Source organism: Arthrobacter sp. 10L430, assembly GCF_056395245.1.
Map to the genome: position 1 here is coordinate 361,704 of NZ_JBFTJD010000001.1, position 24,173 is coordinate 385,876.

At 66.7% G+C, this 24,173-nt stretch carries 21 protein-coding genes; 13 read left to right on the forward strand and 8 right to left on the reverse strand.

Features of this window, described 5'->3' with window-relative positions; genetic code table 11:
• Positions 1 to 4: 4 nt before the first annotated feature.
• Entirely contained in the window at positions 5 to 541 is a 537-nt protein-coding gene (locus AC1DDG_RS01635; RefSeq protein WP_476874712.1) for a DUF4395 domain-containing protein, read from the forward strand.
• Here the strand turns inward: AC1DDG_RS01635 and AC1DDG_RS01640 are convergent.
• A complete protein-coding gene (locus AC1DDG_RS01640) occupies positions 528 to 1,697 on the reverse strand; it encodes an ADP-ribosylglycohydrolase family protein (protein WP_476874713.1) in 1,170 nt (389 codons plus the stop codon). The two genes, AC1DDG_RS01635 and AC1DDG_RS01640, sit on opposite strands and share 14 nt — an antisense overlap.
• Positions 1,698 to 1,919: 222 nt before the next feature.
• Here AC1DDG_RS01640 and AC1DDG_RS01645 point away from each other — a divergent pair, with 222 nt between their 5' ends.
• From AC1DDG_RS01645 to AC1DDG_RS01660, 4 genes are all read left to right on the forward strand, one after another.
• Positions 1,920 to 2,843, forward strand: coding sequence for an aquaporin (locus AC1DDG_RS01645; RefSeq protein ID WP_476874714.1), 924 nt, complete (start codon positions 1,920 to 1,922; stop codon positions 2,841 to 2,843).
• Positions 2,844 to 2,938: 95 nt separating this feature from the next.
• Positions 2,939 to 4,135, forward strand: a complete 1,197-nt coding sequence (locus AC1DDG_RS01650) for an exonuclease SbcCD subunit D (RefSeq protein WP_476874715.1) — start codon at positions 2,939 to 2,941, stop codon at positions 4,133 to 4,135.
• Positions 4,132 to 7,161, forward strand: a complete 3,030-nt coding sequence (locus tag AC1DDG_RS01655) for an AAA family ATPase (RefSeq protein WP_476874716.1) — start codon at positions 4,132 to 4,134, stop codon at positions 7,159 to 7,161. The genes AC1DDG_RS01650 and AC1DDG_RS01655 overlap by 4 nt, the downstream gene beginning before the upstream one ends.
• A gap of 155 nt (positions 7,162 to 7,316) precedes the next feature.
• Entirely contained in the window at positions 7,317 to 8,711 is a 1,395-nt protein-coding gene (locus AC1DDG_RS01660; protein ID WP_476874717.1) for an MFS transporter, read from the forward strand.
• Positions 8,712 to 8,743: 32 nt separating this feature from the next.
• On the opposite strand, the gene AC1DDG_RS01665 is transcribed toward AC1DDG_RS01660, so the two are convergent.
• A complete protein-coding gene (locus tag AC1DDG_RS01665; protein WP_476874718.1) occupies positions 8,744 to 9,478 on the reverse strand; it encodes an IclR family transcriptional regulator in 735 nt (244 codons plus the stop codon).
• Between the two features lie 176 nt (positions 9,479 to 9,654).
• On the opposite strand from AC1DDG_RS01665, the gene AC1DDG_RS01670 reads away from it, so the two are divergent.
• From AC1DDG_RS01670 to AC1DDG_RS01680, 3 genes are all read left to right on the forward strand, one after another.
• The gene (locus AC1DDG_RS01670) at positions 9,655 to 9,957 is read left to right on the forward strand and encodes a flavin reductase family protein (protein ID WP_476874719.1); all 303 of its coding nucleotides are present in this window, start codon (positions 9,655 to 9,657) and stop codon (positions 9,955 to 9,957) included.
• 53 nt (positions 9,958 to 10,010) lie between these two features.
• Positions 10,011 to 11,465, forward strand: a complete 1,455-nt coding sequence (gene hpaB, locus AC1DDG_RS01675; RefSeq protein ID WP_476874720.1) for a 4-hydroxyphenylacetate 3-monooxygenase, oxygenase component — start codon at positions 10,011 to 10,013, stop codon at positions 11,463 to 11,465.
• Between the two features lie 181 nt (positions 11,466 to 11,646).
• Complete coding sequence (locus AC1DDG_RS01680; protein WP_230116876.1) at positions 11,647 to 12,978, forward strand: MFS transporter; 1,332 nt, start codon at positions 11,647 to 11,649, stop codon at positions 12,976 to 12,978.
• 79 nt (positions 12,979 to 13,057) lie between these two features.
• Here the strand turns inward: AC1DDG_RS01680 and AC1DDG_RS01685 are convergent, their stop codons facing one another.
• The 6 genes from AC1DDG_RS01685 to AC1DDG_RS01710 all read right to left on the reverse strand — a co-directional run bounded on the left by AC1DDG_RS01685 (position 13,058) and on the right by AC1DDG_RS01710 (position 18,789).
• The gene (locus AC1DDG_RS01685) at positions 13,058 to 13,804 is read right to left on the reverse strand and encodes a phosphoribosyltransferase (protein WP_476874721.1); all 747 of its coding nucleotides are present in this window, start codon (positions 13,802 to 13,804) and stop codon (positions 13,058 to 13,060) included.
• A 141-nt stretch (positions 13,805 to 13,945) separates the two neighbouring features.
• A complete protein-coding gene (locus AC1DDG_RS01690) occupies positions 13,946 to 14,773 on the reverse strand; it encodes an alpha/beta fold hydrolase (RefSeq protein ID WP_476874722.1) in 828 nt (275 codons plus the stop codon).
• 4 nt (positions 14,774 to 14,777) lie between these two features.
• Entirely contained in the window at positions 14,778 to 15,107 is a 330-nt protein-coding gene (locus AC1DDG_RS01695; protein ID WP_011692407.1) for a biotin/lipoyl-containing protein, read from the reverse strand.
• Positions 15,100 to 16,149 (reverse strand): alpha-ketoacid dehydrogenase subunit beta, encoded by a 1,050-nt coding sequence (locus tag AC1DDG_RS01700; RefSeq protein ID WP_476874723.1) that lies wholly within the window; start codon positions 16,147 to 16,149, stop codon positions 15,100 to 15,102. Before AC1DDG_RS01700 ends, AC1DDG_RS01695 begins: the two co-directional genes overlap by 8 nt.
• On the reverse strand, positions 16,142 to 17,179 hold the full coding sequence (locus tag AC1DDG_RS01705; RefSeq protein ID WP_476874724.1) for a thiamine pyrophosphate-dependent enzyme: 1,038 nt from the start codon (positions 17,177 to 17,179) through the stop codon (positions 16,142 to 16,144). Before AC1DDG_RS01705 ends, AC1DDG_RS01700 begins: the two co-directional genes overlap by 8 nt.
• A 191-nt stretch (positions 17,180 to 17,370) precedes the next feature.
• Entirely contained in the window at positions 17,371 to 18,789 is a 1,419-nt protein-coding gene (locus AC1DDG_RS01710; RefSeq protein ID WP_476874725.1) for an amino acid permease, read from the reverse strand.
• Between the two features lie 175 nt (positions 18,790 to 18,964).
• Here AC1DDG_RS01710 and AC1DDG_RS01715 point away from each other — a divergent pair, with 175 nt between their 5' ends.
• From AC1DDG_RS01715 to nadC, 5 genes are all read left to right on the forward strand, one after another.
• Positions 18,965 to 19,450, forward strand: coding sequence for an Lrp/AsnC family transcriptional regulator (locus AC1DDG_RS01715; RefSeq protein ID WP_476874726.1), 486 nt, complete (start codon positions 18,965 to 18,967; stop codon positions 19,448 to 19,450).
• 143 nt (positions 19,451 to 19,593) lie between these two features.
• Positions 19,594 to 20,304, forward strand: a complete 711-nt coding sequence (locus AC1DDG_RS01720; RefSeq protein WP_476874727.1) for an NUDIX hydrolase — start codon at positions 19,594 to 19,596, stop codon at positions 20,302 to 20,304.
• Positions 20,301 to 21,611 carry a quinolinate synthase NadA gene (nadA, locus tag AC1DDG_RS01725; protein ID WP_476874728.1) on the forward strand — a complete coding sequence of 437 codons (1,311 nt, stop codon included), beginning with the start codon at positions 20,301 to 20,303 and terminating at the stop codon, positions 21,609 to 21,611. Before AC1DDG_RS01720 ends, nadA begins: the two co-directional genes overlap by 4 nt.
• An 18-nt stretch (positions 21,612 to 21,629) precedes the next feature.
• A complete protein-coding gene (gene nadB, locus AC1DDG_RS01730; protein WP_476874729.1) occupies positions 21,630 to 23,306 on the forward strand; it encodes an L-aspartate oxidase in 1,677 nt (558 codons plus the stop codon).
• Positions 23,299 to 24,171 carry a carboxylating nicotinate-nucleotide diphosphorylase gene (nadC, locus tag AC1DDG_RS01735; protein ID WP_476874730.1) on the forward strand — a complete coding sequence of 291 codons (873 nt, stop codon included), beginning with the start codon at positions 23,299 to 23,301 and terminating at the stop codon, positions 24,169 to 24,171. Before nadB ends, nadC begins: the two co-directional genes overlap by 8 nt.
• The last annotated feature ends 2 nt before the right edge of the window (positions 24,172 to 24,173 follow it).

Sequence of the window (24,173 nt, forward strand, 5' to 3'; positions counted from 1 at the left end):
CTGCATGAGCAGACAAGGCGACACATCTTCGTCCGCAGCTACCGCACCCGCCGGCGTGGACTGGCGCGCGGTGTTTGCTTTCCCCAACCCGGTGAACGAATACGCTGCCCGCATCACGGCCGGCCTCGTGGTGCTGCTGTCCGCGGCCACGCTCCTCACCGGCATGGGGTGGGGCCTCGCCTTCATCGCTGCGGGGTTCTGGCTCCGGGTGCTGTTCGGCCCCAGGATCTCGCCGCTGGCCCTGCTCTCGGTCAAGGTGCTCGCGCCGCGTTTAGGACGGGCCAAGCTGGTCCCGGGACCTCCCAAGCGCTTCGCGCAGGGGATCGGCGCGGCCGTATCCACTGCTGCGGCTGTACTGTTCCTCGCTGACGTGGCGCCGGCGGCCTGGGTTCTGCTTGCCGTGCTGATCGTCGCTGCGTCTTTGGAGGCCTTCGCCGGATATTGCCTTGGCTGCACGATTTTCGGCTTCCTGCAGCGTCGCGGCATGATCCCTGATGACGTCTGCGAGGCCTGCAACAACATCTCCCTCAGGCAGTTGTAACTGCCACCAGCTGCTCGGCCATGCCGCGGATCACCTCTGGCCCTTCCAGCGCTGCCAGCCAGTCTTCCGGCAGGCACTGCTCGCCGTAGTACGCGCCCAGGATATTGCCGGCGATAGAGCCCGTGGAATCGCTGTCCCCGCTGTGATTGATGGCAAGTGCGATGGCCGCCTTGAAGTGCTCCGCGGGCCGGTCCCGGTGTACCGGCGCCGTGGCGAGCACCGCGTAAAGCCCGACGGCGAGCGCCTCCTCCGCCACCCAGCCCTCACCCAGTTCACGGACCAGGTCCTCGGGGCCCAGCAATGCGCCCGTTTCCGTACCGGGTCCCGAAGCGGGTCCCGAAGCAGGTCCCGAGGCAGGTCCCGCTGGCTCACCGGGGCCCGTACCCGAGGCCGCTGCCCCGCTGGCTAAGCGAAGTGCGGTGCTGATGCGCTCAAGGAGCTCCGGCGCAGCTTCCGCATCAGAGCGGACATGATCGGCGGCCGCCTGGGCGGCTTCCAGCAGATCCTGGCCCTGGAGCAGCGAGTGGATCAGGAGGCTGAAAACCCCGGCGCTCTGGCGTGCTGAGGGATGCCCGTGCGTGAGGGAAGCGGCGTTCGCGCTCAGTTTGTAGACCGAGTCGGCCGGGATGTGCGGGATCAGTCCGAACGGGGCTGACCGCATCACGGTGCCGCAGCCCTTCGAGTCCGGGTTGACCGGACGGTACACCGTCCCCATCTCGCCTGTAGCAAGACCACTCAGGCAAGCATTGCCGGGAGCCCTGCGGTGCTGGAGCACCGGCTGCCCGTCAATCCAGCGCGGCTGCGGGCGCGGAGCCGCTTCCGGGGCGGAAACGCCCTGCGTGTTGAGCCAGCGCAGGTAGGCGAGCCACACGCAGGCGTTGGCATCGGCGCCGACACCCGAATTCGCCCATTCCAGTGCCTCGACGAGCCCGTCCACTGTATAAAGCGTCATCTGCGTGTCGTCCGAAAAGTGACTCCCGCCGTCGAGCGCTGCGAAGTCCCGCAGGCCGTCCGCGCCAAAACGGCTGCGGATGGCTGTGATCGAATCAAATTCAATTGCGTAGCCGAGGGAATCTCCGAGTGCGCCGCCCAAAAGGCAGCCGTGGATACGGGATTTCGGGGACGGCAGGGCCGCGGTGCCGGGATTATTGCTCATGCAGGTAAATTTACCTGCCTGAACCTGTCTTTTTCCCCGTGCGCTGCGTCGCAGCCTCTCGCAATGTCGGCCCCGTCACAAGGTGCCTGTGGAGGAAGTATGCCCGTCTAATGGGCGCTAAGCTCGAATTCAGCAACCGTCCAGACTCTGTTGGCAGACTGCAGAGGCTGACCCGGCTGATGCCGGTGTCTCCGGCTCACCGAAACAAAGGATTCTCCGAACATGACCACCCCTGTGTCCGTATCCACCACCGACGCCGAGTTGCACCCCGCCGGTGACGCCGGCTACCGGCCCGGACTGGTTTCCCGGCTTGCTGCCGAAGCGTTCGGAACCCTGTTCCTCGTCGTCGCCGGCCTGGGCGTGCCGCTTTTCACCATCCCGCAGTCCAGCCCGTTGCCGGCCGCGCTCGCAGCCGGCCTGGCCGTGACGGCGGCGATGCTGGCATTCGCTTACATTTCGGGGGGACACTTCAACCCTGCCATCACCCTGGGCAACCTGGTGGCCGGCAGAATCCGGATGGTCCACGCAGCCGCCTATATCGGCGCACAGCTGGTGGGGGCAGCCCTCGGTGCGCTCACCCTCTTCGGCATCCTGCGGACTGTCCCCACCATCCAGGACACCAGGGCCGCGTTCGATACCGTCACCGCCGGATTCGGCGAGCACTCCGTCATCCAGACACCCATGGCGGGAGTCCTGCTGGCCGAAGTAGTGGGCGCAGCCCTCCTGGTCGCAGTCTTCCTCGGCACCACCGCCCGCCGCAACATCCACGCGGCGGCTGCACCGTTCGCCGTCGGCCTGTCCCTGGCCGTGCTGCTGCAGCTCGGCCAGGCTGTGGGCAACGCACCATTCAACCCCGCCCGTGCCACCGCGTCTGCCCTGTTCGCCAACAGCTGGTCGTTGGGGCAGCTGTGGCTGTTCTGGGTGGCACCGCTGGTGGGCGCGGCAATCGCAGGCCTGGTATTCCGCGGCTTCTCGGACAACGCTGCCAGCAGGCGTTCGGCCGGCAACGGTACCGGCAGCCTCGTTGCCGCGGCAGGAACCGCTGACGACGACGTCGACGACGAGGACCTGGACAGCGATGACCTGCCCGGAACCCCGGCCGACGGCGAGGCGCGCGACTTCTTCGACGGCACTCGCGACAAATAACCGTCCTCTTGGTACGTCTCCGGATTGGTACGTCTCCGGACGCGCCCAAGCGGACGGTCAGCAATACTGTCAGTGCCTACGGATAGCTTATGAACATGCGGTTATTGCACACTTCCGACTGGCATTTGGGCCGGTCTTTCCACGGCGTTGGCATGCTGGGTGCCCAGCGCGACTTCATCGACCAGCTGGTCGCCAGGGTCGAGGAATTGTCCGTCGACGTTGTCCTCATCGCCGGCGACGTCTACGACCGCGCACTTCCGGGAGTGGATGTCGTCGGGCTGCTTGACGACGCCCTGGTGCGGCTCACCGCGGCCGGTTCCCGGGTGGTGCTGACCAGCGGCAACCATGACTCCGCCATCCGGCTGGGGTTTGCCTCCCGGCTGCTGGAGCGCGGCGGGGTGCATCTGCGCACCCGGCTCGCGGACCTCGACACGCCGCTGATGGTGCCGCTGGGGGATGGGCCTCCCGGGGACGGTTCGGGGGACGAGGTCAGCCCGGCGCTGGCAATTTATGGCATCCCGTGGCTGGAGCCGCGCCTCGTGGCCGACCAGCTCGGCGTGGAAACGGCCAGCCACTTCGATGTCACGCGTGCCGCCACGGAGCGAGTCCGGGCGGACCTGGCTCGGCGCAGCCAGTCGCGGACCGTCCACTCGGTGGTGCTGGCCCACACGTTTGCGAGCGGCGGGCTCAGCTCGGACAGTGAGCGTGACCTCAGCATCGGGGGAGTCGGCGCTGTACCGCTGGACCTTTTCGACGGTTTCAGTTTCACGGCCCTGGGCCATCTCCATGGCCGGCAGAAGCTGTCGCCGGAAGTGCGCTACTCGGGTTCACCGCTGGCTTATTCCTTTTCAGAGGCAACACATCAAAAGGGCGGCTGGCTCATCGACATCGATGAGTCCGGCGTCACGGCGGTCGAGGAGATCAACTGGGACGCGCCGAGGAAACTCGCCGTCCTCCGGGGAACCATCACCGAGCTCCTCGAGTCCGCCCACCATGCCTGGGCGGAGGACGCCTACTGCCAGGTGACCCTCACGGATGCCCAGCGTCCGGCCCAGGCTATGGAGCGGCTGCGGGCGAGGTACCCGGACACCCTCGTGCTGGGCTTTGATCCGGAAGGGGCACCGGCGTCCGCCAAGATCAGCTACAGCAGCAGGCTTGCCGAGGCTGAGGATGACCTTTCGATTTGTTGCGGATTTCTGGAGCACGTCCGCGGCCGTGAGCCTGACGAAACCGAGCGGAGTGTCCTGGCCGACGCTTTGGAGACCGTGCGCCTGCAAGGAGTGTCGCTGTGAGGATCCACCGCCTGGAAATCTGCGCCTTCGGACCCTTCGCCGGCACGGAAGAAATCGACTTTGACCGGCTCAGCGCGCATGGGCTTTTTCTCCTCAACGGGGCCACGGGCGCCGGCAAGACGAGCGTGCTGGACGCCATCTGCTACGCCCTGTACGGTTCCGTCCCCGGCGCACGGCAGGACGGCAAGAGGCTGCGCAGTGACCACGCCGACGCTGCGACAGAACCCCGGGTGAGTTGTGAATTCACCGCCCGCGGCAGGCGCTTTGAAGTGTCCCGCACACCGGCTTGGGACAAGCCGAGCGCCCGGGGCCGAAACGGCTTCACCATACAGCAGGCCAAGACACTCCTGCGGGAGCGCGTCGGCGGGGAGTGGATCGAGAAGTCGGGCCGGAATGACGAAGCCGGAGCCGAGATTACCGCCATTCTGGGAATGGACCGGGAGCAGTTCACCCGGGTAGTCATGCTCCCGCAGGGCGACTTCGCGGCCTTCCTGCGTTCCAAAGCCTCAGACCGGCTGGACCTTCTCCAGAAACTCTTCGGAACCGAACGGTTCGAAGCCGTCGAGCGCGAACTGGCCGGCAAGGCAGGCGAAGCCGCCACAGAGGTCGCCGGACACAACAGCAAACTGGCCCTGTTGGTGACGAGGGCCCAGGCCGAGGCCCAGGCGATGGGGCTGGACCTGACCGGGGCACCCGAGCCCGGTGGTCACCGTGAACTCCTCGGCTGGCTCGAAGACGCCGCTTCGCTCAAGGCCTCGGAGCTGGGCGCGGAAGCCAAGTCCTGCGAGGCTGTCTGCAGCGAGCATGCTGTACGGCTGGACGCGGAAATAGCCCGCGAACGCCGCCAGCTGAAGCTCGCCGCCGCGGTGCGCCGGAGAACAGAAGCCAATGCGGCGGTCCCCGTGCTCGAACGTGATGCTGCCCGGCTGGCACTGCACCGCAAAGCCGAGAACCTTGGCGGACAGCTTCAGGCGGTGACCGCTGCGGAGCCCGCACTGGCCCGGGCAGCCGATTCAATGGCACGTGCCGCAGCAAACCTTCGGGCCGCGGTTCTGACGGATCCCGAGCTGGCGCACACCGGCTCGGCCTCCGTTGACGTGACCGCCGAGCTGGACCGGCTGCGGGCACTGCTGGCCGTGGTGAACGAACGGCTCGCCGACGAGGACAAGCTTTCCGGGCTTGCGGCAAGAAGCGCGGGCCTGGTCGTCGGGCGTCAGAAACTGCTGGACACCAGCAAGGACCACTCTGAGGCCCTGCTTTCACTCCGCTCGGAAATGACCCGGCTCCGCGCGGGACTTCAGCCGTTGGAACAGTTGGCGGCCGAGTCCGTGCTCCGCACCAAGGAAGCCGTGGCGGCCCAAGAGCTTGTTGACGTCGTCCGGCGCTATGGGACAGCTGCCTTGCAATGTGCAGGGGCAACTGAACGGTACCTCAAGGGCAGGGACGCCTACCAGGAGTCTCGGCAACGGTGGCTTGACCTCCGGGAACAGCGCCTGGCCAACGCGGCGGCGGAACTGGCGGCGCGGCTGGAAGCCGGAGAACCTTGCCCGGTCTGTGGCGGTACGGAGCATCCGGCGCCCGTGCCCACCGCCGGGTCGGCACTTGGCCTTGCCGAGGAAGAAGAACAGGCCAGGGACATCTGCGATGCCGCAGAGGAGGCTCTCGCAGCGCTGGACGCGGAGCTGTCTGCTGCCCGGCAACAGCTCGCTGTGCTGGCAGGCCAGGGCGGAGACACTGATCCGGCCGAGGCCCAGGAAGCGGCGAGGGTTGCCAGCGAAGCAGCCGACGAGGCCGAGGCCGCCGAAGTGCAGCTGGCCGAAAGCCGGGCACGGCAGGAGCAATTGGAAGACCGCATCGCTGCCACTGAGCAGGGGCGGACCGAATGTCTGTCGCGCATCGCCCAGACCGAATCCACGCTGACCGAACTGGAACAACAGACAACTGCCCTGGAATCTGCGCTTGCCGCGTTGCGGGCGGGTTACCCCAGCCTCGGCCAGCGTTGCAGCGGCGTCAGGAAAACCATTGAGGTGCTGGAGGGGGCGGCCTCCGCCCGCACAGCCCTCGACCTGGCATCGGCCCGTCTGGACGAGGCGCGGAGCCAGCTGGACCTCGCACTGCCGGACGCAGGCTTCGACTCCGCCGCCGAAGCGCACACCGCATTGCTTGCCGCGGGAGATGCCGCACGCCTGGAGTCGGCGGTGCGGGCGGGGCAGGACGAACAAGCCCGGCTGGAAGAGCTGTTCGCCGGTGAGGAGCTCGTCCTGGCGGAAAAGGAGCAATCCGCCGGCGTCACTGCGGATGCGGGAGAAGTGGACCGTCTGAGGGCCGAAGCCGAAAGGGCCGCGCAGAAGTCGCGGGACGTGGCGCTCGCTGCCGGCCTGGCATCGCAGAAGTCCACCGCCCTGGGACGCCTCCGCCTCGAATACACGGAGGTGGCGGAGTCTGGCCGGAAACCGCGGGAACGGGCGGAAATGCTGTCGGCCCTGTCTGACGCGGCCAGGGGCGCCGGAGACAACAGCTACCGCATGAGCCTCAACAGCTATGTCCTGGCGGCACGGCTTGAACAGGTGGCCATCGCCGCCTCGGAGAGGCTCGTCGCCATGAGCGATGGCCGGTACACGCTGCAGCACACGGATGCCAAAGCCGCGAGGGGCGCGAAGTCGGGGCTGGGCCTCGAAGTCGTGGACGAGTGGACCGGACTGCGACGCGACACGTCCACCCTCTCAGGCGGCGAGTCCTTCATGGCTTCGCTGTCGCTCGCCCTGGGCCTGGCGGATGTTGTACAGCAGGAGGCCGGAGGCGTGGACATAGAGACATTGTTCGTGGACGAGGGCTTCGGAAGCCTCGATGAGCAGGCCCTGGAGCAGGTGATGGACGCCCTCGAAGGCCTGCGCGACGGCGGCCGCGTAGTAGGGCTTGTCAGCCACGTGGCGGAGATGAAGCAGCGGATAGGCACTCAACTCCAGGTGGTGAAGGGGCGCAACGGCTCCACCCTGCACATCTCTGAGGCCGCGCTGGCAGGCTGATCCACCGGACGGCATTCAGTGCCGCCCCGCAACGCCGGGCCTGAGTGAGCTGGGCCTGAGTGTGCCGGACCCCAGTGTCCAGTACAATCGGATAGTTACCGGGTTGCGCGCATCGGGAGGAGGGACGATGCGCAGTACTGAACGAGCCCGGATACATGACAACTTCCACGGCGCCTCGGCGTCCGGCCACTGAACTCCCATCTGCCGCTGCGGCCACGCCTGCCGATTCGCGGCCTCCCCGCTCCGGCGGCCGGTTCGTCCGGCTCCCACAACTGGCCGGCAAGGGCTTTATTCCCCTCGGGCTGTTTGCGCGGCTCCCGCTCGCCATGCTGACTGTCGGAACACTGACGCTGGTCACCTCCGTCAGCGGATCCTACGCAATCGGCGGAACCTCGGCCGGGGCTGTCGGCATCGGGTCTGCCCTCGGCGCCCCTGTCCTGGGCGCCCTCGCGGACCGCCGTGGACAACGTCCGGTGCTGCTGGTGTCTGCCATTCTGAACGCCGTCGCCGTGCTCACTCTGGTTGCACTGGCTTATGCCCTGCCCGGTGCAGACAGAGTCAGTGCCGACTCTTTCGGCTCAGCCTGGCCGGTCTTCGCAGCGGCCTTCATCGCTGGCGTCAGCTGTCCCCAGGTAGGCCCGCTCGCCCGCGTGAGGTGGATGGCCCTGACGTCCGGCGGAAGCCGGAAGGACAGCGGCACGGATCTGGACACGGCACTGTCCTACGAAAGCACAGCCGATGAACTCACGTTCGTCCTTGGCCCTGCACTCGTGGGCGTGCTGGCGAGCCTGGTGGCGCCCTGGCTGCCGCTGGCTCTTGCAGCGGTCCTCACCATCACGCTCGTGCCGGCATTCGCCGTGCACCGGACGCACTTGTCCGTTCCCCGCAACGGCCGCCCCGGCAAGGCCGTTCAACCCGCGCCCAACGTGGCAGGCACCCCGCGCCGCGGACGGTTGGCCCGCGTGGCCGCCGTCGCGGTCCCTGTGCTGGCGATGGTCTGCATGGGCACCTTTTTTGGCTCCACGCAGACCGCCCTCACTTCCTTCTCGGCGTCATTCGCAACATCCGAGGTTGCCGGGTTGTTGTACTCGGTGATGGGACTGAGCTCGGCCGCGGCCGCAATTTCCGTGGCCTACTGGCCGGTCCGGTTCACGGTCACGGCCCGCTGGCTGGCCTCCGCCGCCCTCATGGCCGGACTGTCGACGCTGCTGCTCCTCCCGGATAGCGGCTGGGCCATGGTCCTCGTCCTGCTGGCCCTCGGCCTTCCGGTGGGGCCCGTCATGGTGACCGTTTTTGCAATCGGCGGGATCGCTGCGCCCGCCGGACGGCTCGGAACGGTGATGACGGCGCTGGCCAGCGGCATCGTGGCCGGCACGGCCGTGGGATCAACGATTGCAGGTCAGCTGGCGCAGGGCCCGGGTTACGCTGCGGCTTTCCTCGTTCCGATTGCCGCCGCAGCGGCGCTGTTCGTGCTCGGCGCGGCTGCCGCCGTCGTCGTCCGCCAAAACCAGCGGAACCAGCGCAAGGCTGCCGCGACGCCTGTGCGCTGACCCCACCACTGTGTCCGCCAGCGGCGGGCGTGTCAGGCGAGCTGCGCTTCAATCCGTGCGGCACCGGCGGTCAGCGCCGCGGCGACGTCGGACGGGTCCTGCGACGAGCGGATATAGACGACGGCGACCGCTGCCGGCCGTCCGCCCGGCACCCGGATGGGGGCGGCCAGCGAGGAAACCCCCGCAATGACCTCGTCATGGCTTGCGGCGTAGCCCCGTTTCCGCGCCTCGGCGGCCTCGGCGCGGTACGGAACGGTTGGCGCCAGCTGAACCCAGTCATGCTCCGTCAGCGCCGACTGGATGGCGATACCGGGGGCGCCGCTGCTGATGGGGTGGCGGGATCCCGGGTGCTGGACCACCGTGGCGGCCGAATGCCGGGGCTCCACCGTGACCAGGGTGACGCACTCCTGATGGTCCCAGACGGCAATGAACGCCGTCATGTTCAGGGCATTGGCAAGGTGGGTCAGCTCGGGGAGGGCGGCCGTCTGGAGGTTGCGGGAAACGCCCCTTGCCAGCACGGCCAGGCCGGGCCCCGGCTGCACCCGGCCGGCGTCGTCGCGCACCAGCAGCGAGTGGTCCTCGAGCGTCCGGAGGATCCGGTACGCTACCGAACGGTGGACGCCCATAGCGTCCGCAAGCTCGGCGATCGTGAGAGGGTTCTCGGCTTCGGCCAGGATTTCCAGGGCCCTGATGCCCCGTGAGAGCGTCTGCGACGGGGAAACCTGGGCAGGCGCAGCCTGTGCGCCGGCACTGGCGATTGGATTCATGCTGTCCATCCTAGGCGGGAGACCGGTGCGGTTTGTTCCGCAGCCTTGTGCTGCACGTCACGTTCGGCTAGCGTTCCATATAGGAATTACGAGTTCAACTATAGAATACGCTGCGCTGGTGTACCAGTAGCGCCGGTGCTCGAACACACAAGTCTCCGTGACCTAAGGAATCGACGATGATTGCCAAGCCGGAAGCGGCGCCGGAAGTCCCCGGCCGGACGTCCGTTCCGCGGGCCCATCATTTTCGCGGCAGTCTCGGAAGGTTTGCCACCGGCGTTGCCATCGTCACGTTCGACGGCGCGACCAAGCGCCACGGCAGAACCGTGAACTCCTTCACCTCGGTGTCCATGGAGCCGCCGCTGGTGCTGGTCAGCATTGCCCGCACCACCAAGGCGCACGACGAGCTCGCCGGCCGGCCGTTCACCGTCAACATCCTGGGCGCGGAACAGCGCCAACTGGGCATGGAAGACCTTCTCTAACGCGCATCATCCACCCGACCACCTGCAGTTCGACGACGACTGGAGACAGAACAATGGGAATCCGAACCGGCCAGCAGTACCTGGACAGACTCAACGCGATGACACCGCACATCGTCATTGACGGCGAAGTGGTCAGCGAAAAGGTTTCGGAGCATCCTGCCTTCCGCAACGTGGCGAGGTCCTACGCGAAGCTGTTCGACATGCAGCACGGCCAGCAGTACCAGGAAGCGCTCACCTACACGTCGCCCACCACGAGCGACCTCGTGAACGCGTCCTTCCTGGTTCCGAGAACCGTCGAGGACCTGAGGCGCCGGCGGCGGGCGATTTCCACCTGGGCGGAAGCGTCGAACGGTTTCCTGGGGCGGACCGGGGACTACATGAACTCCGCCCTCACGGCATTGGCCACGGCCGGGAAATGGTTCTCCCAGGCTGACCCCAGATTTGCCGAGAATATCCTCAACTACTACGAGTGGGCGCGCGAGAATGACGTCCTCGCGACCCATACGCTGATCCCGCCGCAGGTCAACCGTTCCGTGTCCGGCTCCGAACAGCTCGGCGGCCAGCTTTCCGCGCACATTGTGGAGGAGCGCGAGGACGGCATCGTCATCAGGGGTGCCCGCATGCTGGCCACCATCGCGCCCATCGCCGACGAGCTGCTCGTCTTTCCCTCCACGGTGCTGCGCGGCACCCCGGAGGACGCGCCCTACTCCTATGCCTTCGCCATTCCCAACGACGCCCCCGGGCTGCGGTACCTGTGCCGCACCTCCCTGTACAACGGCGGCAGCACGCACGACGAGCCGCTCGCGTCCCGCTACGAGGAGATGGATGCCGTGGCCATTTTCGACGACGTCTTCGTCCCGAGCGAACGCATCTTCATGCTCGGAAACCCCCAGCTCTGCAACGCGTTCTACACCGAGACCGGTGCAGGCGCCCTCATGACCCACCAGGTCGTGACGCGAACCGTCGCCAAGAGCGAGTTCTTCCTTGGCCTCGCGTCCGAGCTGGCCGATTCCATCGGCATCGACGGCTTCCAGCACATCCAGGAGGACATCGCCGAACTGATCATCGATGTCGAAATAGGCAAGGCCCTGGTGCGCGCCTCCGAAGCGGACGCGGAGCTTAACGGCGCCGGCGTCATGCTGCCGAAGTGGAGTACGCTCAACGCCGCCCGGAACTGGTACCCGAAGATCGCCCAGCGCTTCCCGCAGATCATCCGGAAGTTCTCGGCCTCCGGGCTCATGGCGCTGCCCGGGGAAGCGGACGTGAACAGCGAGGCGAGGGCAGACATCGACCTGTACCTGCAGGGGAAGACACTCACCGGCCCCGAGCGCGTCCGCCTGTTCAAGCTGGCCTTTGACGCCTCGATCTCCGGTTTCTCGGGGCGCCAGTCCCTCTACGAGTACTTCTTCTTCGGGGATCCGGTCCGGATGGCCGGCGCCCTCGTCAACACCTACGACCGCGAGCCTGTCAGGGCCAGGCTCCGCGAATTCCTGAACCGCACCGACTGATCCGCCGGTTGAACGGCAGCCCCGCTTTCGCCGTTCCACCGGGCGGCGAAAGTGCAATCAGGAGTTTTAGGTGTGTTTTGCCACACATCCATAGTATTCTTCCTACTAACTGACCGTTCGATCGGTAAATCGCCTTGCATCCATCCCCGGCAGTATCCCTGCCCCCAGCCACGGAGTTTCAATGACTGCAGCTTCCACCGTCGATTCAGAGGCGGGTCCCAGCAGCAAACGCGAGGAACGCAAAGTCCTCGCCGGGACGCTGGTCGGAACCACCATCGAGTGGTACGACTTCTTCATCTTCGCGCAGCTGACAGCGACGTTGCTGTCCCCGCTGTTCCTCACCCCGCTCCAGGCCTCCAATCCGGGCCTCGCACAGATTCTCTCCTTCGCCCTGATCGGCATCAGCTTCCTGTTCCGGCCGCTGGGCGCGGTCGTCGCAGGCCACCTCGGCGACAGGCTGGGCCGCAAAGCCATGCTTGTGTTCACCCTGGTGATGATGGGTGCCGCTACGGCCCTCATCGGCATGCTGCCCACCTACAACGACATCGGCGTCTGGGCCCCCATCCTGCTGATCACCCTCCGCGTCATCCAGGGCTTCTCGGCCGGCGGTGAATGGGGCGGCGCTGCCCTGATGGCCGTGGAGCACGCGCCGATGAGCAAGCGCGGGCTCTTCGGCGCCTACCCGCAGATCGGCGTCCCGGTCGGCATGATCCTCGCTACCGGCCTGCTGTACTTCCTCAACACCGGCATGTCCAAGGAAGACTTCGGCTCGTGGGGCTGGCGAGTGCCCTTCCTGTTGTCCATCGTGCTGATTGTTGTGGGTTACCTGATCCGGCGAGCCGTCGGGGAGAGCCCGGTCTTCAAGGAAATGGCAGCCCGCAAGGCGGAAAGCAAGGCGCCGCTGGGGCAGCTTATCCGGCACCACAAGAAGTCGGTGCTCTACTCCACCATGATCTTCATCGGCAACAACGCGGCCGGCTACCTGCTGATCGCTTTCTTTATCTCCTACGCCACCAAGTCGCTGAAGATGCCGGTTCCGCAGATCCTGCTGGCCACCACGCTGGCTTCCTTTGGCTGGCTGATCTTTACGCTCGTTGGCGGCTGGCTCTCCGACAGGATCGGCCGAGTGAAGACCTTCCTCATCGGCTACGGCATTGTCTTCGCCTGGATGATCCCGATGTTTGCGCTTATCGATACCAAGGACATCCTGCTCTATGGTGTGGCCCTCTTCGTCCTGACGGTCGGGCTCGGCCTGTCCTACGGTCCCATGTCCGCCATGTACGCGGAGATGTTCCCGGCCAATGTCCGCTACTCTGGGATCTCCATCGGCTACGCGTTTGGAGCCATCCTCGGCGGCGCGTTCGCCGCGACGATTGCAGAGTCGCTGCTTCAGAGCACCAAATGGACCGGGTCCATCGGCATCTACATCATGGTCCTCTGCGTGATCTCCGCAGCGGGTGTGCTGCTGGCCAAGGAAACCAAGGGCCGTCCGCTGGGCGTCAGCCGGCACTGACGGGTCTTTCGTAAACAGTCAGTTCGCATATGCGGGCCCGGGCCGGCGGTCCGGGCCCGCACTTGTTTCGGTTGTGCGCTCAGGCGTTCGCGCCCTGCAGCAGGCTAATGGCGTCGTCGTCGGTCAACTGTTCAAAATGCCGGTAGAAACTTCCCACTGCCCGGAACTTTCCCGGCAGGTGGAGGCACAGGACGTCGCAGACCCGCGACAGGGACTTTTCGGCCTCGATTGAACCCACCGGCGCGGCCGCGACCACACGAGAGGCGCCGGCCGCGCGGACTGCCTCGACCGCCGCCCGCATGGTGGCTCCGGTGGCGAGGCCGTCATCGACCAGCAGGACCGTCTTGCCGCTGAGTTCCAGCCTGGCACCGGGGTAGGCGTCGACGCGGCGGAGCAACTCATCGCGTTCACGGCTCTCAACCCTGTCCAGCCATTCCTGCCGGACGCCGTTCTCCAGGACACGCTCCACGAGGGGCCTGTTGAGAAGCCGGACAATCCTGGCAGCTTCGGCCGATCCGGCGTCAGCACCGCCGCCGGCCGCTCCAGCCCCGAGTTCCGACGGCCCGGAATCGGCACCGCCGCCCGCCGCGACGGCGGCCGTGAACGCCAGGGCGCCGAAGGCAGTCTCATCGTGGCCGGGGATGCCGAGCTTGCGGACCAGGACAGCGCCGTACGGAAGGCGGAGGACTTTGGCTGCTGCGGCGGCCACGGGAATGCCGCCGCGCGCGAGCCCGAGCAGCACGGTGTCCGGTTGCCCGCGGAACTGCGGGAGTGCGGCGGCCAGCCGCTCGCCAGCTTCCTCCCGGTCTTCAAAAACCATGCCCATGGATTCCTCTTACGGTGTCTCCGCCCTCGATTCCAGCCTACCGCCCGGTTGACGGCCCAAGGAGGTCAAAAAGAGGGGAGGTTAGGAGACATAAAGCTGCCGCCCGCCGGCCGTCCTTTCCGGGACAGCCAGCCGGCACAGCTAGCTGCCGAGGAATCCGATGGCTGCCTGTTTGAAGACTCTGCTGGTCACAGCATTGGTATGGTTCCGGCCCGGCAGCACGAGCTGCTCGGCCATGGAACCCACTTTGGCGGCCAGTTCCGCAAGCTGCGGCATGGAAGCGGCGCGGTCGTCATTTTCGCCGGCCACCAGCAGCATGGGCATGTGCGGCACGGCCTCAGCGGGGTCATAGGGTTCACCCTTGATGGCCTCCACCAAAGACAGCAGCGCGAAGATGTTGTTGCTCGGCAGTGCCTGGGCCATTTTGAGGAGCCCGGCCGTGGACCCGTCGGCGATGGGTGTACCGTCCGCCAGGTAATGCTGGGCTGCAACGAGGTCGAATTCCGCCAGCGGGTCAGCCATATTCGGTCCGCCAAGGACCAGCCGGTGCACGATCTCCGGCTGCGTGGCGCCGAATTCCCAGGCGAGCCGGGAACCGAGCGAGTAGCCGATCAGGTCGAGGCCGCTGGCAGGGTCGCCTGCCTGCACAGGCCGAACACCGGCGTCGAACGCAATCTGCAGGAGATCCGCGCGGATCCGGCTCGGCGAGTAGGAGTCCATGTCCTCCGGGGCGCCGCTGCGGCCGTGACCGGGCAGGTCCACCGTGATGACACGCCGGCCGGCGTTCAGGAGGGCGGCGAGCCAGCCGCTGTCCTCCCAGTTCAGCTTGCTGGAGGACGAGAAGCCGTGGATCAGCAGGATGGGGCGGAGGCCGGCGTCGGTCTTGGGCTCATGCACAGCGACATACAACTGGGGATCGGTGCCCTCCACGGTGTGGGAGTGCTGTTCGCCGGTGTGTCTGCCGCTCATCATGTCAGTCCTCATCAAGTACGGCGCTCAGGCGGACCCGGCGCTTCGGTGCCTCTTCCTTCGGGACCGTGCCCACGATGCCGGCGGTGTTGTCCGGCACCTCAAACACAATCAGGGGCTCGCCGACATTGATCCTGTCGCCGGGCCCGCCGTGGATACGCACCACTTTACCTGCCTGCGGACTGGGCAATTCAACTGCTGATTTGGTGGTTTCCACCTCGACGAGCGGCTGGTTGCGCTCCACCTGGTCGCCAGGGGAGACGAGCCATTCCAGGACGGTTGCTTCGATCAGGCCTTCGCCCAGATCCGGCAGCGGGAAGGAAATTTCAGCCACGTCGGTACTCCAATACTCGCTGGATGCCGAAAAGAATCCGGTCAATGTTGGGAATGTATTCGTCTTCGAGGTCCCCGGATGGGTACGGAACGTCGAAGCCGGTGACCCGCTCCACGGGGGCCTTGAGGGTGTCGAAGCAACCCTGGGTGATCAGTTGGGCCACTTCGGCCCCCAGGCCGGAGGTCAGCGGCGCTTCATGGACGACGACGGCGCGCCGCGTCTTCCGCACGGATGCCACCAGGGCGTCGGCGTCGATCGGTTTGAGCCAGCGCAGGTCCAGGACCTCAACGTCGATCCCGTCCTCGGCAGCGAGCTCGGCGACCTGCAGGCAGCGGGCCACCATGGCACCCCAGGCCACGAGAGTCAGGTGACGGCCTTCCCGCTGAACCTTGGCACCTTCGGGGGAGCCGCCGTCGGCTGTATCGACGTCGCCCTTCTGCCAATAGCGGGATTTGGGTTCCATGAAGATCACCGGATCCGGCCGCGTGGCGGCGTACTTGAGCAGGTGGTTCGCCTCGTGCGGGTTCGACGGCGAGACCACCTTGAGGCCCGGGACGTGCGCGAAGAGCGCCTCGAGGCTTTCGCCGTGGTGTTCCGGGGCGCGAATGCCGCCGAAACTCGGGACCCTCAGCGTGATGGGCATCGGCAGGGTGCCCCGGCTGCGGTAGTTCATCCGCGCGATCTGGCAGACGATCTGGTTGATGGCAGGGTAGGCGAAGCCGTCGAACTGGACCTCGGGGATGGGGTGGAAGCCGGCCATCGCGAGACCCACTGACATGCCCAGGATGCCTGATTCGGCCAGCGGGGTGTCGAAGACCCGGTTTTCACCATGCTTTGACTGCAGCCCGTCCGTGATGCGGAAGACCCCGCCCAGCCGGCCGCAGTCCTCGCCGAAAATCACCGCCTTGGGGTTCTCGGCGAGGACCTCGTCGAGGGCGCGGTTCAGCGCCTGCTGCATGGACATCACGACTGCCACGTTGCCGGCAGCTGATTCAGTCTGGCGAAATCCGGCGGTTTCGCCTTCGAGAATCGAGTTAGACATGTTCTGACTCCTCGCGCCAGCTGGCGGCCTGGGACTGCAGTACGGGGGTGGTTTCCTGGAAGACCAGGTCAAACATTTCACTGCCCGGCCGCGGGCCGAGTGCTTCGAGGCCTGTGCGGATGTCTTCAGCTTCGGCGGCCGCGGAGGCCTGCGCGTGGGCGAAGAACGGTTCGTCCGCCAGGCCTTCGGAAAGCAGCCGCTCCCGGAAGCGGCGCAGCGGGTCCTCGCCGGCGCCGTCGCGCTCCTCGTCGAGCGAGCGGTAGCGTCCGGGATCGTCCGACGTGGAGTGCGGGCCGCGGCGGTAGGTCATGGCCTCGATGACCACCGGGCCGTTGCCGGCGCGGCAGTGTGCAAACGCCCGCCGGGTAGCGTCAAGGACGGCAACGACGTCGTTTCCGTCCACCTGAAGGGCCGGCATGCCGTAACCGGCGGCCCGGCCGGCAACGGAGCCGCCCGCAACCTGGCGTTCAGTGGGCACGGAAATGGCCCAGCCGTTGTTTTGGATGAAGAACACCACGGGGACCTTCATCACGGCCGCAAAGTTCATCGCCTCATGGACGTCACCCTGCGACGAGGCGCCGTCACCGAAGTACGTCATTGCGACGCCGTCGCTGCCGTCCAGTGTCTGGCCGTGGGCCCAGCCAACAGCATGGAGCACGGAGCCGGCCACCACGGCCTGGATGGGGGCAAGCCGGGATTTCATCGGATCGTAGAGCCCGCCGTGCCAAGTTGCCTTGTGGGTGGACATGTACTCCACCATGTTGACGCCCATGGCGCGGGCGACCCCCATCTCGCGGTAGGTGGGGAAAACAAAGTCCCGGGAGGTGTCCACGGCGTACCCGCTGCCCACCTGGGCGGCTTCCTGGCCGAGTTCGGGCGCATAGCCGGGGATGATGCCCTGCCGCTGCCATGCGACAGCCGAGATATCGAGGTGGCGGACTGCGGTCATGAGCGAGTACAGCTCGCGCAGCTGGTCGGGAGTGGGCGGGACAGCGGCGGTGCTGTCATCCAGCAGAGGCAGGGTGTCCATAGCTGTGACCCTAGTCACCCCGGACTGGCCCGGCAATCGGCGCGCCAGGCGCTGACCAGAGTGTCAATACTGCACAGCAGGATGCCGGCCTGGCTGCACAAATTGTGCAGCCAGGCCGGCATCCATAGGCCCGGTATCCACCGGCCTGGCATCCACGTCGCGGCCCCGCTCGGAACGGTCCGTGTTGCTGCTTACTTGGGGAGATTGGCGGTCGACGCGTCGCGGGAGGGGTCCGACTCCGTTTCAGACTTCGCAGCGAACCGCGCTCCCAACCGGCAGGCGGCAGCGATGGCGCCGATCAGGAGAATAGTGCTGATCAGCTGGATCCGGCTGCTCTCGGCGCTGAAGCCCACGGCGAAGATCAGGCCCAGGAGCACGAGTCCGAGTATCGTCAGGCCCGGAAAGCCCTTCATCCGCAGGGGCAGAGGCGTGCCGTCGCGGTCGGCCCGCCGGCGCAGGATCAGCTGGGACACCAGGGCCGTGCCCCACACGACGAGGCACGTGGACCCCACCAGCTGGAACAGTGCCGGCAGGATCCGTTCCGGGAACAGCAGCTCAAGCACGGTGGCAATGAAGCCGAACGCCACCGAGACGCCCACGGCAACCATCGGCACCTTGGCGCCGCTAAGCCCCGACAGGAAGCGGGGTGCCTCGCCGCGCAGGGACAGCGAGTACACCATGCGGGATGCGCCGTACAGGTTGGCGTTGAGTGCTGAAAGAAGGGCGACGACGGCCACCAGGGTTATCGCTGTCCCGGCGCCGGGGATGCGGGCAGCGTCCAGAACGCCGGCAAACGGCGATGCGAGTGCTTCAGAGGTGGCCGGAAGTACTGCTGCAATAACGAACACGGAGCCGATGTAGAAGACGAGGATGCGCCACACCACGGTCCGGATGGCCGTGGTCACGCTGCGCTCCGGATTCTCTGTCTCGGCCGCGGCAACGCTGACGATTTCCGTTCCGCCAAAGGCGAAAATCACCACGAAAAGGGCCGTCGCGATGCCGCCGAGGCCGGCCGGAGCGAAGTCGGAGGTGATGTTGGCCAGGCCGGGGGAGGCTACATCGGGCAGGATTCCGAAGAGCAGCGCGCCCCCGATGGCCAGGAACAGCACAATTGCCGCGACCTTGAGGATGGCGAACCAGAACTCGAACTCGCCGAAGTTCTTGACGCCCGCCAGGTTGATGGCCGTAAACGCCACCATGAACGCGAGCGCCAGGGCCCAGACCGGAATGACGGGCCAGACGGAGAACAGCAGCCCGGCGGCCCCGAGTGCTTCCGCGGCAATGACCACCACCAGCTGCAGCCACCAGAGCCAGCCCACCGTGGCCCCGGCGGTCTTGCCCAGGGCTTTCTCCGCGTAGACGGAGAAGGCCCCGCTGTTCGGGTTGGCAGCAGCCATTTCGCCGAGCGCCCACATGACCAGGATGATCAGGGTGCCGGCCACGAGATAGGAGATCAGGACGGCCGGGCCGGCGGCCTTGATGCCGGCCCCTGAGCCAAGGAAGAGCCCGGCGCCGATGGCGCTGCCCAGGCCCATCATGGTCAGCTGCCGGGGTTTCATGCTGTGGCCGAGGTGTACTGCCGGACGCTCTGCCGTGGACTTCATCGTCATGCCTGCGTACCTTCTTGGGGTCGTTTGGATAAAGGGGTCCTCGTGGGACCTTTTGAATTTACCGCCTCACGGGAGGCCTCGGAGTCTTGGCGCGTGAGACCATGGGTGCAGTTTGTGCAGTGAGTTGAATCAAATGCGGCGCTTTGCGCTGTCGGATGCCCCGAACGGAGACGACATGGCGAACGTGGATGCACTGGACGCCAAAATTGTGCGATTCTTCACCGATGCGCCCCGGGCTTCCGTGCTGGAGGCGTCGCGGATGCTCAGGATCGCCCGGGCCACTGTCCAGTCGAGACTGGACCGGATGGCGGCAAATGGTGTGATCGGATCGTGGGTTCCGCACCCGGACCCTTCCCATTTCGGGTTTCCCGTGGTTGCCTTCTGCTCGCTGACCATCAACCAGGACCTGGGCCACGATGCCGTGGTGGAGGCGCTCGCCGGGATCCCGGAGCTGATCGAAATCCATACCGTCTCCGGCAGTTCTGACCTGTTGGCCCGCATTGCCGCGCGCTCGAACCCGGACCTGCAGCGCGTGATCGATGCCATGATCGCCACAAAGACTGTGCTCCGGTCCTCCTCGGTGATTGTCCTCAACACGCATTTCCAGGGCAGGACGCTTCCATTGCTGGAGGCCGTCGCCTCCGGAAGCGGAAATAGCTGACGGCCGAACAGTCACCGGCGCCGGCCGAAACATTTTGTCTGGAGTCGGGCGGGCCGTAGAATCAGTTTTAGTCATTATGACTATAACTAACCGGGACGGTCAGCAGGACCCCCGGGAACGCAGCGAAGCGGGTGAAGAAAACCGTGTACACTACCGCAGCCAATGTGGCCGAGCGCCAGACCGCTCCGCCGTCGCTGGCCATTTCTACGGTGATCTTCGCACTCCGCCCCAGCGAGGCCTCCGGACGTCCCACCCTTTGGCTCCCGCTGGTGCGGCGCATCCGCGAACCGTTCAAAGGCCTCTGGGCACTTCCCGGCGGCCCGCTCACGCACGCCGATTCCCTGCAGGACGCAGCCTCACGGAATCTCCGCGAAACCACCGGCCTGACGCCCAGCTACCTCGAGCAGCTCTACGCTTTCGGCGGCCTCCACCGCTCGCCGACCCAGCGCGTGGTGTCGATCGTCTACTGGGCCCTCGTCCAGCCCACCGAGGCCGCGCTGGCCGACGAATCCGAAAATGTCAGGTGGTTCCGGGCAGACAAGCTGGGGGACCTCGCCTTCGACCACAACGCGATTGTCGATTACGCGCTCTGGCGGCTGCGGAACAAGCTGGCGTACGGCTCGATCGCCTATCACTTCCTTGGCGGGTACTTCACCCTCGCCCAGGTCCGGGAGGTCTACGAAGCCGTCCTGGACACCCGGCTGGACCCGGCCAACTTCCGCCGCCAGATCAAAGCCACGCCGGAGATCGAAGAAACCGGTGAATATCTCCAGGGCGGCAAACACCGCCCGCCACGCCTCTACCGATTTACCGGCCGTCCAGGCCTAGACCCAGATAACAGGAGTACCCCATGAGCAGCGTCAACACAGCCGTCCAGCTGATCACGCGTCAACAGGCCGAGAAAGGCGCCGCAGCGGCCGCCGGCAGCACCTGCAGCCCGGCACTTGCCAAGGGCCCCTGGGACTACGACCTCGCGGAAGCCCTGGCCGGAACCCCCGCCTACGGTCCCGGAGCCTCCAGCGCCGATGTAGCCCCACCGTCCACCCCCCGGCAGGGCCAGCTCCCCGAGGAATACAAGCTCGCGGGCGATGCCGAACTCGACGCCCGCATCCGCGCAGCCAAGGCCACGCTCGGCGACCGCGCCGTGATCCTGGGGCATTTCTACCAGCGTGACGAAGTGGTGCAGTACGCCGATTTCGTCGGCGACTCCTTCCAGCTGGCCAACGCCGCTCTCACGAGGCCCGACGCCGAGGCCATCGTTTTCTGCGGTGTGCACTTTATGGCGGAGACTGCCGACACGCTGTCGAAGCCTGAACAGGCGGTCATCCTGCCCAACCTCGCCGCCGGCTGTTCCATGGCGGACATGGCGGACGCCGATTCCGTGGAGGAGTGCTGGGAGCAGCTGGAGGAGATCTTCGGCACCGAGCCCGACGCTTCGGGCCGGGTTCCGGTCATCCCCGTCACCTACATGAACTCCTCCGCCGCGCTCAAAGCCTTCTGCGGCAAGCACGGCGGCATCGTCTGCACCTCATCCAACGCCAAAACGGTCCTCGAATGGGCCTTCGAGCGCGGCCAGCGGGTCCTGTTTTTTCCGGACCAGCACCTGGGCCGCAATACCGCCAAGGCCCTCGGGGTGCCGGTGGAACAGATGCCCATGTGGAATCCGCACAAAGAGCTCGGCGGCAACGACGAACAGGCCCTGCTGGACTCCCGTGTGATCCTCTGGCACGGGTTCTGCTCGGTGCACAAGCGTTTCAACGTGGCCCAGATCGAAAAGGCCCGCGTTGACTTCCCCGGCGTTCAGGTGATCGTGCACCCGGAATGCCCCATGGAAGTGGTGGACGCCGCCGACTCGGCCGGCTCCACGGACTTCATCCAGAAGGCCATCGCCGCCGCGGAGGAGCCCACGGTGTTCGCCATCGGAACCGAGATCAATATGGTGAACCGCCTGGCGGCCCAGTATCCGCAGCACACGATCTTCTGCCTCGACCCGGTGATCTGCCCTTGCTCCACCATGTACCGCATCCACCCGGGCTACCTGGCCTGGGTGCTGGAGGAGCTCGTCGAAGGCCGAGTGGTCAACCGCATCACGGTGGATGACGCGGTGCAGCAAAACGCCAGAATCGCCCTCGAGCGCATGCTGGCCGCCAAACCCCAATGACACCGAGGTGAGCCAAGCATGACTAAGCCCAGCGCAACAGCGGCATCGGGCCGCCAACGGCTGATCGTCGTCGGCAGCGGCATCGCCGGCCTCTACGCCTCGCTGCTTGCGGCAGACGCGGGAGCCGACGTCGTGCTGCTGACCAAGGGCGCGCTCGCGGACAGCAACACGTACTACGCCCAGGGCGGCATTTCGGCCGTCCTCGACGAGCCGTCACCGGGGGACACCGTGGCGGCACACATCGCCGACACGCTGAAGGCCGGCGCCGGCCACTGCAACCCGGACGCTGTGCGGGTGCTCTGCACCGAGGCGCGCAGGGATATCGCCGGCCTGGAACGCTTCGGCGTGCGCTTTGACATGGACGACCACGGCGATCCCGCCTTGGGCCTCGAAGCCGCCCACTCTGCGCCGCGCATCCTGCATGCCGGCGGTGACGCCACAGGGGCCGGGATAGCCAACGCGCTGATCTGTGCGGTGCTGGCGGCCCAGGCCACCGGAAAGATCCGCCTGCTGGGCCATGCCCGCACCACTGCCCTGGTCCAGTCCGGCCGGCGGGTGACGGGCGTGGAGTACCTGCACGACGGGCAACTGAAGACCGTCAGGGGCGACGCCGTGCTGCTCGCAACCGGCGGCGCCGGACAGCTCTTCGCCCAGACCACCAACCCCTCCGTTGCCACCGCGGACGGACTGGCCCTGGCGTGGCGCGCCGGAGCCGCCGTGGCCGATCTCGAGTTCTTCCAGTTCCATCCCACCTGCATGGTCCGCACCGCCCAGGCGGCGGAGTCCGAAGGAATCCAGGACCCGCTGCTGATCTCCGAGGCTGTCAGGGGCGAGGGCGCCATCCTCGTGGACGCCGACGGCAGCCGCTTCATGCCGGCGTACCACGTCGATGCAGAGCTGGCCCCCCGGGACGTCGTCTCCCGCACCGTTGCCCTGCACCTTGCAGCGCTCGGGGACCCGAACGGCCACGTGTACCTCGACGCCCGCGTGATCGAGGACGCCCGGGGAGCAGGCTTCCTGGAGAAGCGCTTCCCGACGATCTCGAAGCGCACGCGGGAAGCGGGCATTGACTGGACTTCGGAACTTGTTCCCGTGGCGCCCGCAGCGCACTACTGGATGGGCGGCGTGTCCACCGACCTGCACGGCCGGACCACCGTCCCGGGACTCTACGCGGCAGGCGAAGTTGCATGCACCGGGGTCCAGGGCGCCAACAGGCTGGCGAGCAACTCGCTCCTCGAAGGGCTGGTCTTCGGACGGCGGGCTGTCGAGGCGTTCCTGGGCGGCGACGTCGAATCGGACCCAGGCCGGCCCACCAACTCTTCCCCTGAGTCGCACGCGTGGGAGTTCGAAGCTACGCCGGACCCGGGGCCCTTCTCGCGTGGTGCCCTGCGGCGGCTGATGACGGCGAACGCCGGGGTGTTGCGCACCGGTGGGCAGCTGCGGGAGGCGGGTGCCGCGCTTGCGGCGTGGGGCGCCGTCGTGCGTCCTGAAAAGGTGACCGAAGCGGAGGATCCCCGCGAGCATGAGGACGCCAACCTGCTGCTGGCCGCCCAGTTGCTGGTCCATGCCGCGCGGGAACGGCGCACCTCGCTGGGGGCGCACTACCGCGATGACAGCAGGCCTGAAGAAGCCCCGGCGGAAGACATTGACAACCGATACGGAATGACCCGGAAAGCGAGCCTCGTCCATGACTAGCCTGACCCTCCCAGCAACACCTGTCCGGGAGATCCTGGCGCGGGCCTTCTCGGAGGACGCACCCAACGGCGATATCACCTCGCAGCTGCTGATTCCGGCCGAAGCCCGCGCCACCGCGGTGCTTAATGCCCGCGTTCCGGGCGTCTTCAGCGGCGGAACCGTGTTCCGCGACGCGATGCTGCTCGTCGACCCCGACACTGAGGTGGAACTCCTGGTGGCGGACGGCCAGGCGTTCGACGCCGGGACCCAGCTTGCGCGGGTCAGCGGACTTGCGCGCAGCGTGCTGCTTGCGGAGCGAGTGGGGCTGAACCTCGCCCAGCGGATGAGTGCCATCGCCACCCGGACGGCCGAGTTCGTCAGGCTGGTGGACGGCACGAAGGCGCGGATCACCGATACCCGCAAGACCACTCCGGGCCTGCGGGTCCTCGAACGTTACGCGGTGCGGTGCGGCGGCGGGGCGAACCACCGCTACAGCCTCTCCGACGCCGTCCTTGCCAAGGACAACCATCTGGCCGTGATGACCGGCGGCGATCCGGAAAAGCTCACCAGCCTCCTGGCGGCCGCCAAAGCCCAGCTGGGCCACACCACGCATTTCGAGGTGGAGGTGGACAGCGCAGAACAGATCGAACCTGTCCTGGCCGCGGGCGTGGACACCATCATGCTGGACAACTTTTCCCTTGAGGACCTGCGGGCCGGCGTGCAGCAGGTAGGGGGCCGCGCCGTGGTGGAAGCAAGCGGCAACGTCAACCTTGGAACCGTCGCCGATATTGCGGCGGCCGGGGTGGACGTCATCTCCGTTGGTGCCCTGACCCACAGCGTCACTGCGCTGGATCTCGGCCTGGACGTCGAGCTGACAGTCAGCTGATC

Bases quoted from the DNA above. Each gene is read 5' to 3' on its own strand.
- AC1DDG_RS01685 (WP_476874721.1), bottom strand. From the start codon at position 13,804: ATGGGCATGGTTTTTGAAGACCGGGAGGAAGCTGGCGAGCGGCTGGCC.
- AC1DDG_RS01650 (WP_476874715.1), top strand. From the start codon at position 2,939: ATGCGGTTATTGCACACTTCCGACTGGCATTTGGGCCGGTCTTTCCAC.
- AC1DDG_RS01645 (WP_476874714.1), top strand. From the start codon at position 1,920: ATGACCACCCCTGTGTCCGTATCCACCACCGACGCCGAGTTGCACCCC.
- AC1DDG_RS01680 (WP_230116876.1), top strand. From the start codon at position 11,647: ATGACTGCAGCTTCCACCGTCGATTCAGAGGCGGGTCCCAGCAGCAAA.
- AC1DDG_RS01635 (WP_476874712.1), top strand. From the start codon at position 5: ATGAGCAGACAAGGCGACACATCTTCGTCCGCAGCTACCGCACCCGCC.
- hpaB (WP_476874720.1), top strand. From the start codon at position 10,011: ATGGGAATCCGAACCGGCCAGCAGTACCTGGACAGACTCAACGCGATG.
- AC1DDG_RS01670 (WP_476874719.1), top strand. From the start codon at position 9,655: ATGATTGCCAAGCCGGAAGCGGCGCCGGAAGTCCCCGGCCGGACGTCC.
- AC1DDG_RS01715 (WP_476874726.1), top strand. From the start codon at position 18,965: ATGGCGAACGTGGATGCACTGGACGCCAAAATTGTGCGATTCTTCACC.
- AC1DDG_RS01665 (WP_476874718.1), bottom strand. From the start codon at position 9,478: ATGAATCCAATCGCCAGTGCCGGCGCACAGGCTGCGCCTGCCCAGGTT.
- AC1DDG_RS01705 (WP_476874724.1), bottom strand. From the start codon at position 17,179: ATGGACACCCTGCCTCTGCTGGATGACAGCACCGCCGCTGTCCCGCCC.
- AC1DDG_RS01660 (WP_476874717.1), top strand. From the start codon at position 7,317: ATGACAACTTCCACGGCGCCTCGGCGTCCGGCCACTGAACTCCCATCT.
- nadC (WP_476874730.1), top strand. From the start codon at position 23,299: ATGACTAGCCTGACCCTCCCAGCAACACCTGTCCGGGAGATCCTGGCG.
- AC1DDG_RS01690 (WP_476874722.1), bottom strand. From the start codon at position 14,773: ATGAGCGGCAGACACACCGGCGAACAGCACTCCCACACCGTGGAGGGC.
- AC1DDG_RS01700 (WP_476874723.1), bottom strand. From the start codon at position 16,149: ATGTCTAACTCGATTCTCGAAGGCGAAACCGCCGGATTTCGCCAGACT.
- AC1DDG_RS01640 (WP_476874713.1), bottom strand. From the start codon at position 1,697: ATGAGCAATAATCCCGGCACCGCGGCCCTGCCGTCCCCGAAATCCCGT.
- nadA (WP_476874728.1), top strand. From the start codon at position 20,301: ATGAGCAGCGTCAACACAGCCGTCCAGCTGATCACGCGTCAACAGGCC.
- AC1DDG_RS01710 (WP_476874725.1), bottom strand. From the start codon at position 18,789: ATGACGATGAAGTCCACGGCAGAGCGTCCGGCAGTACACCTCGGCCAC.
- nadB (WP_476874729.1), top strand. From the start codon at position 21,630: ATGACTAAGCCCAGCGCAACAGCGGCATCGGGCCGCCAACGGCTGATC.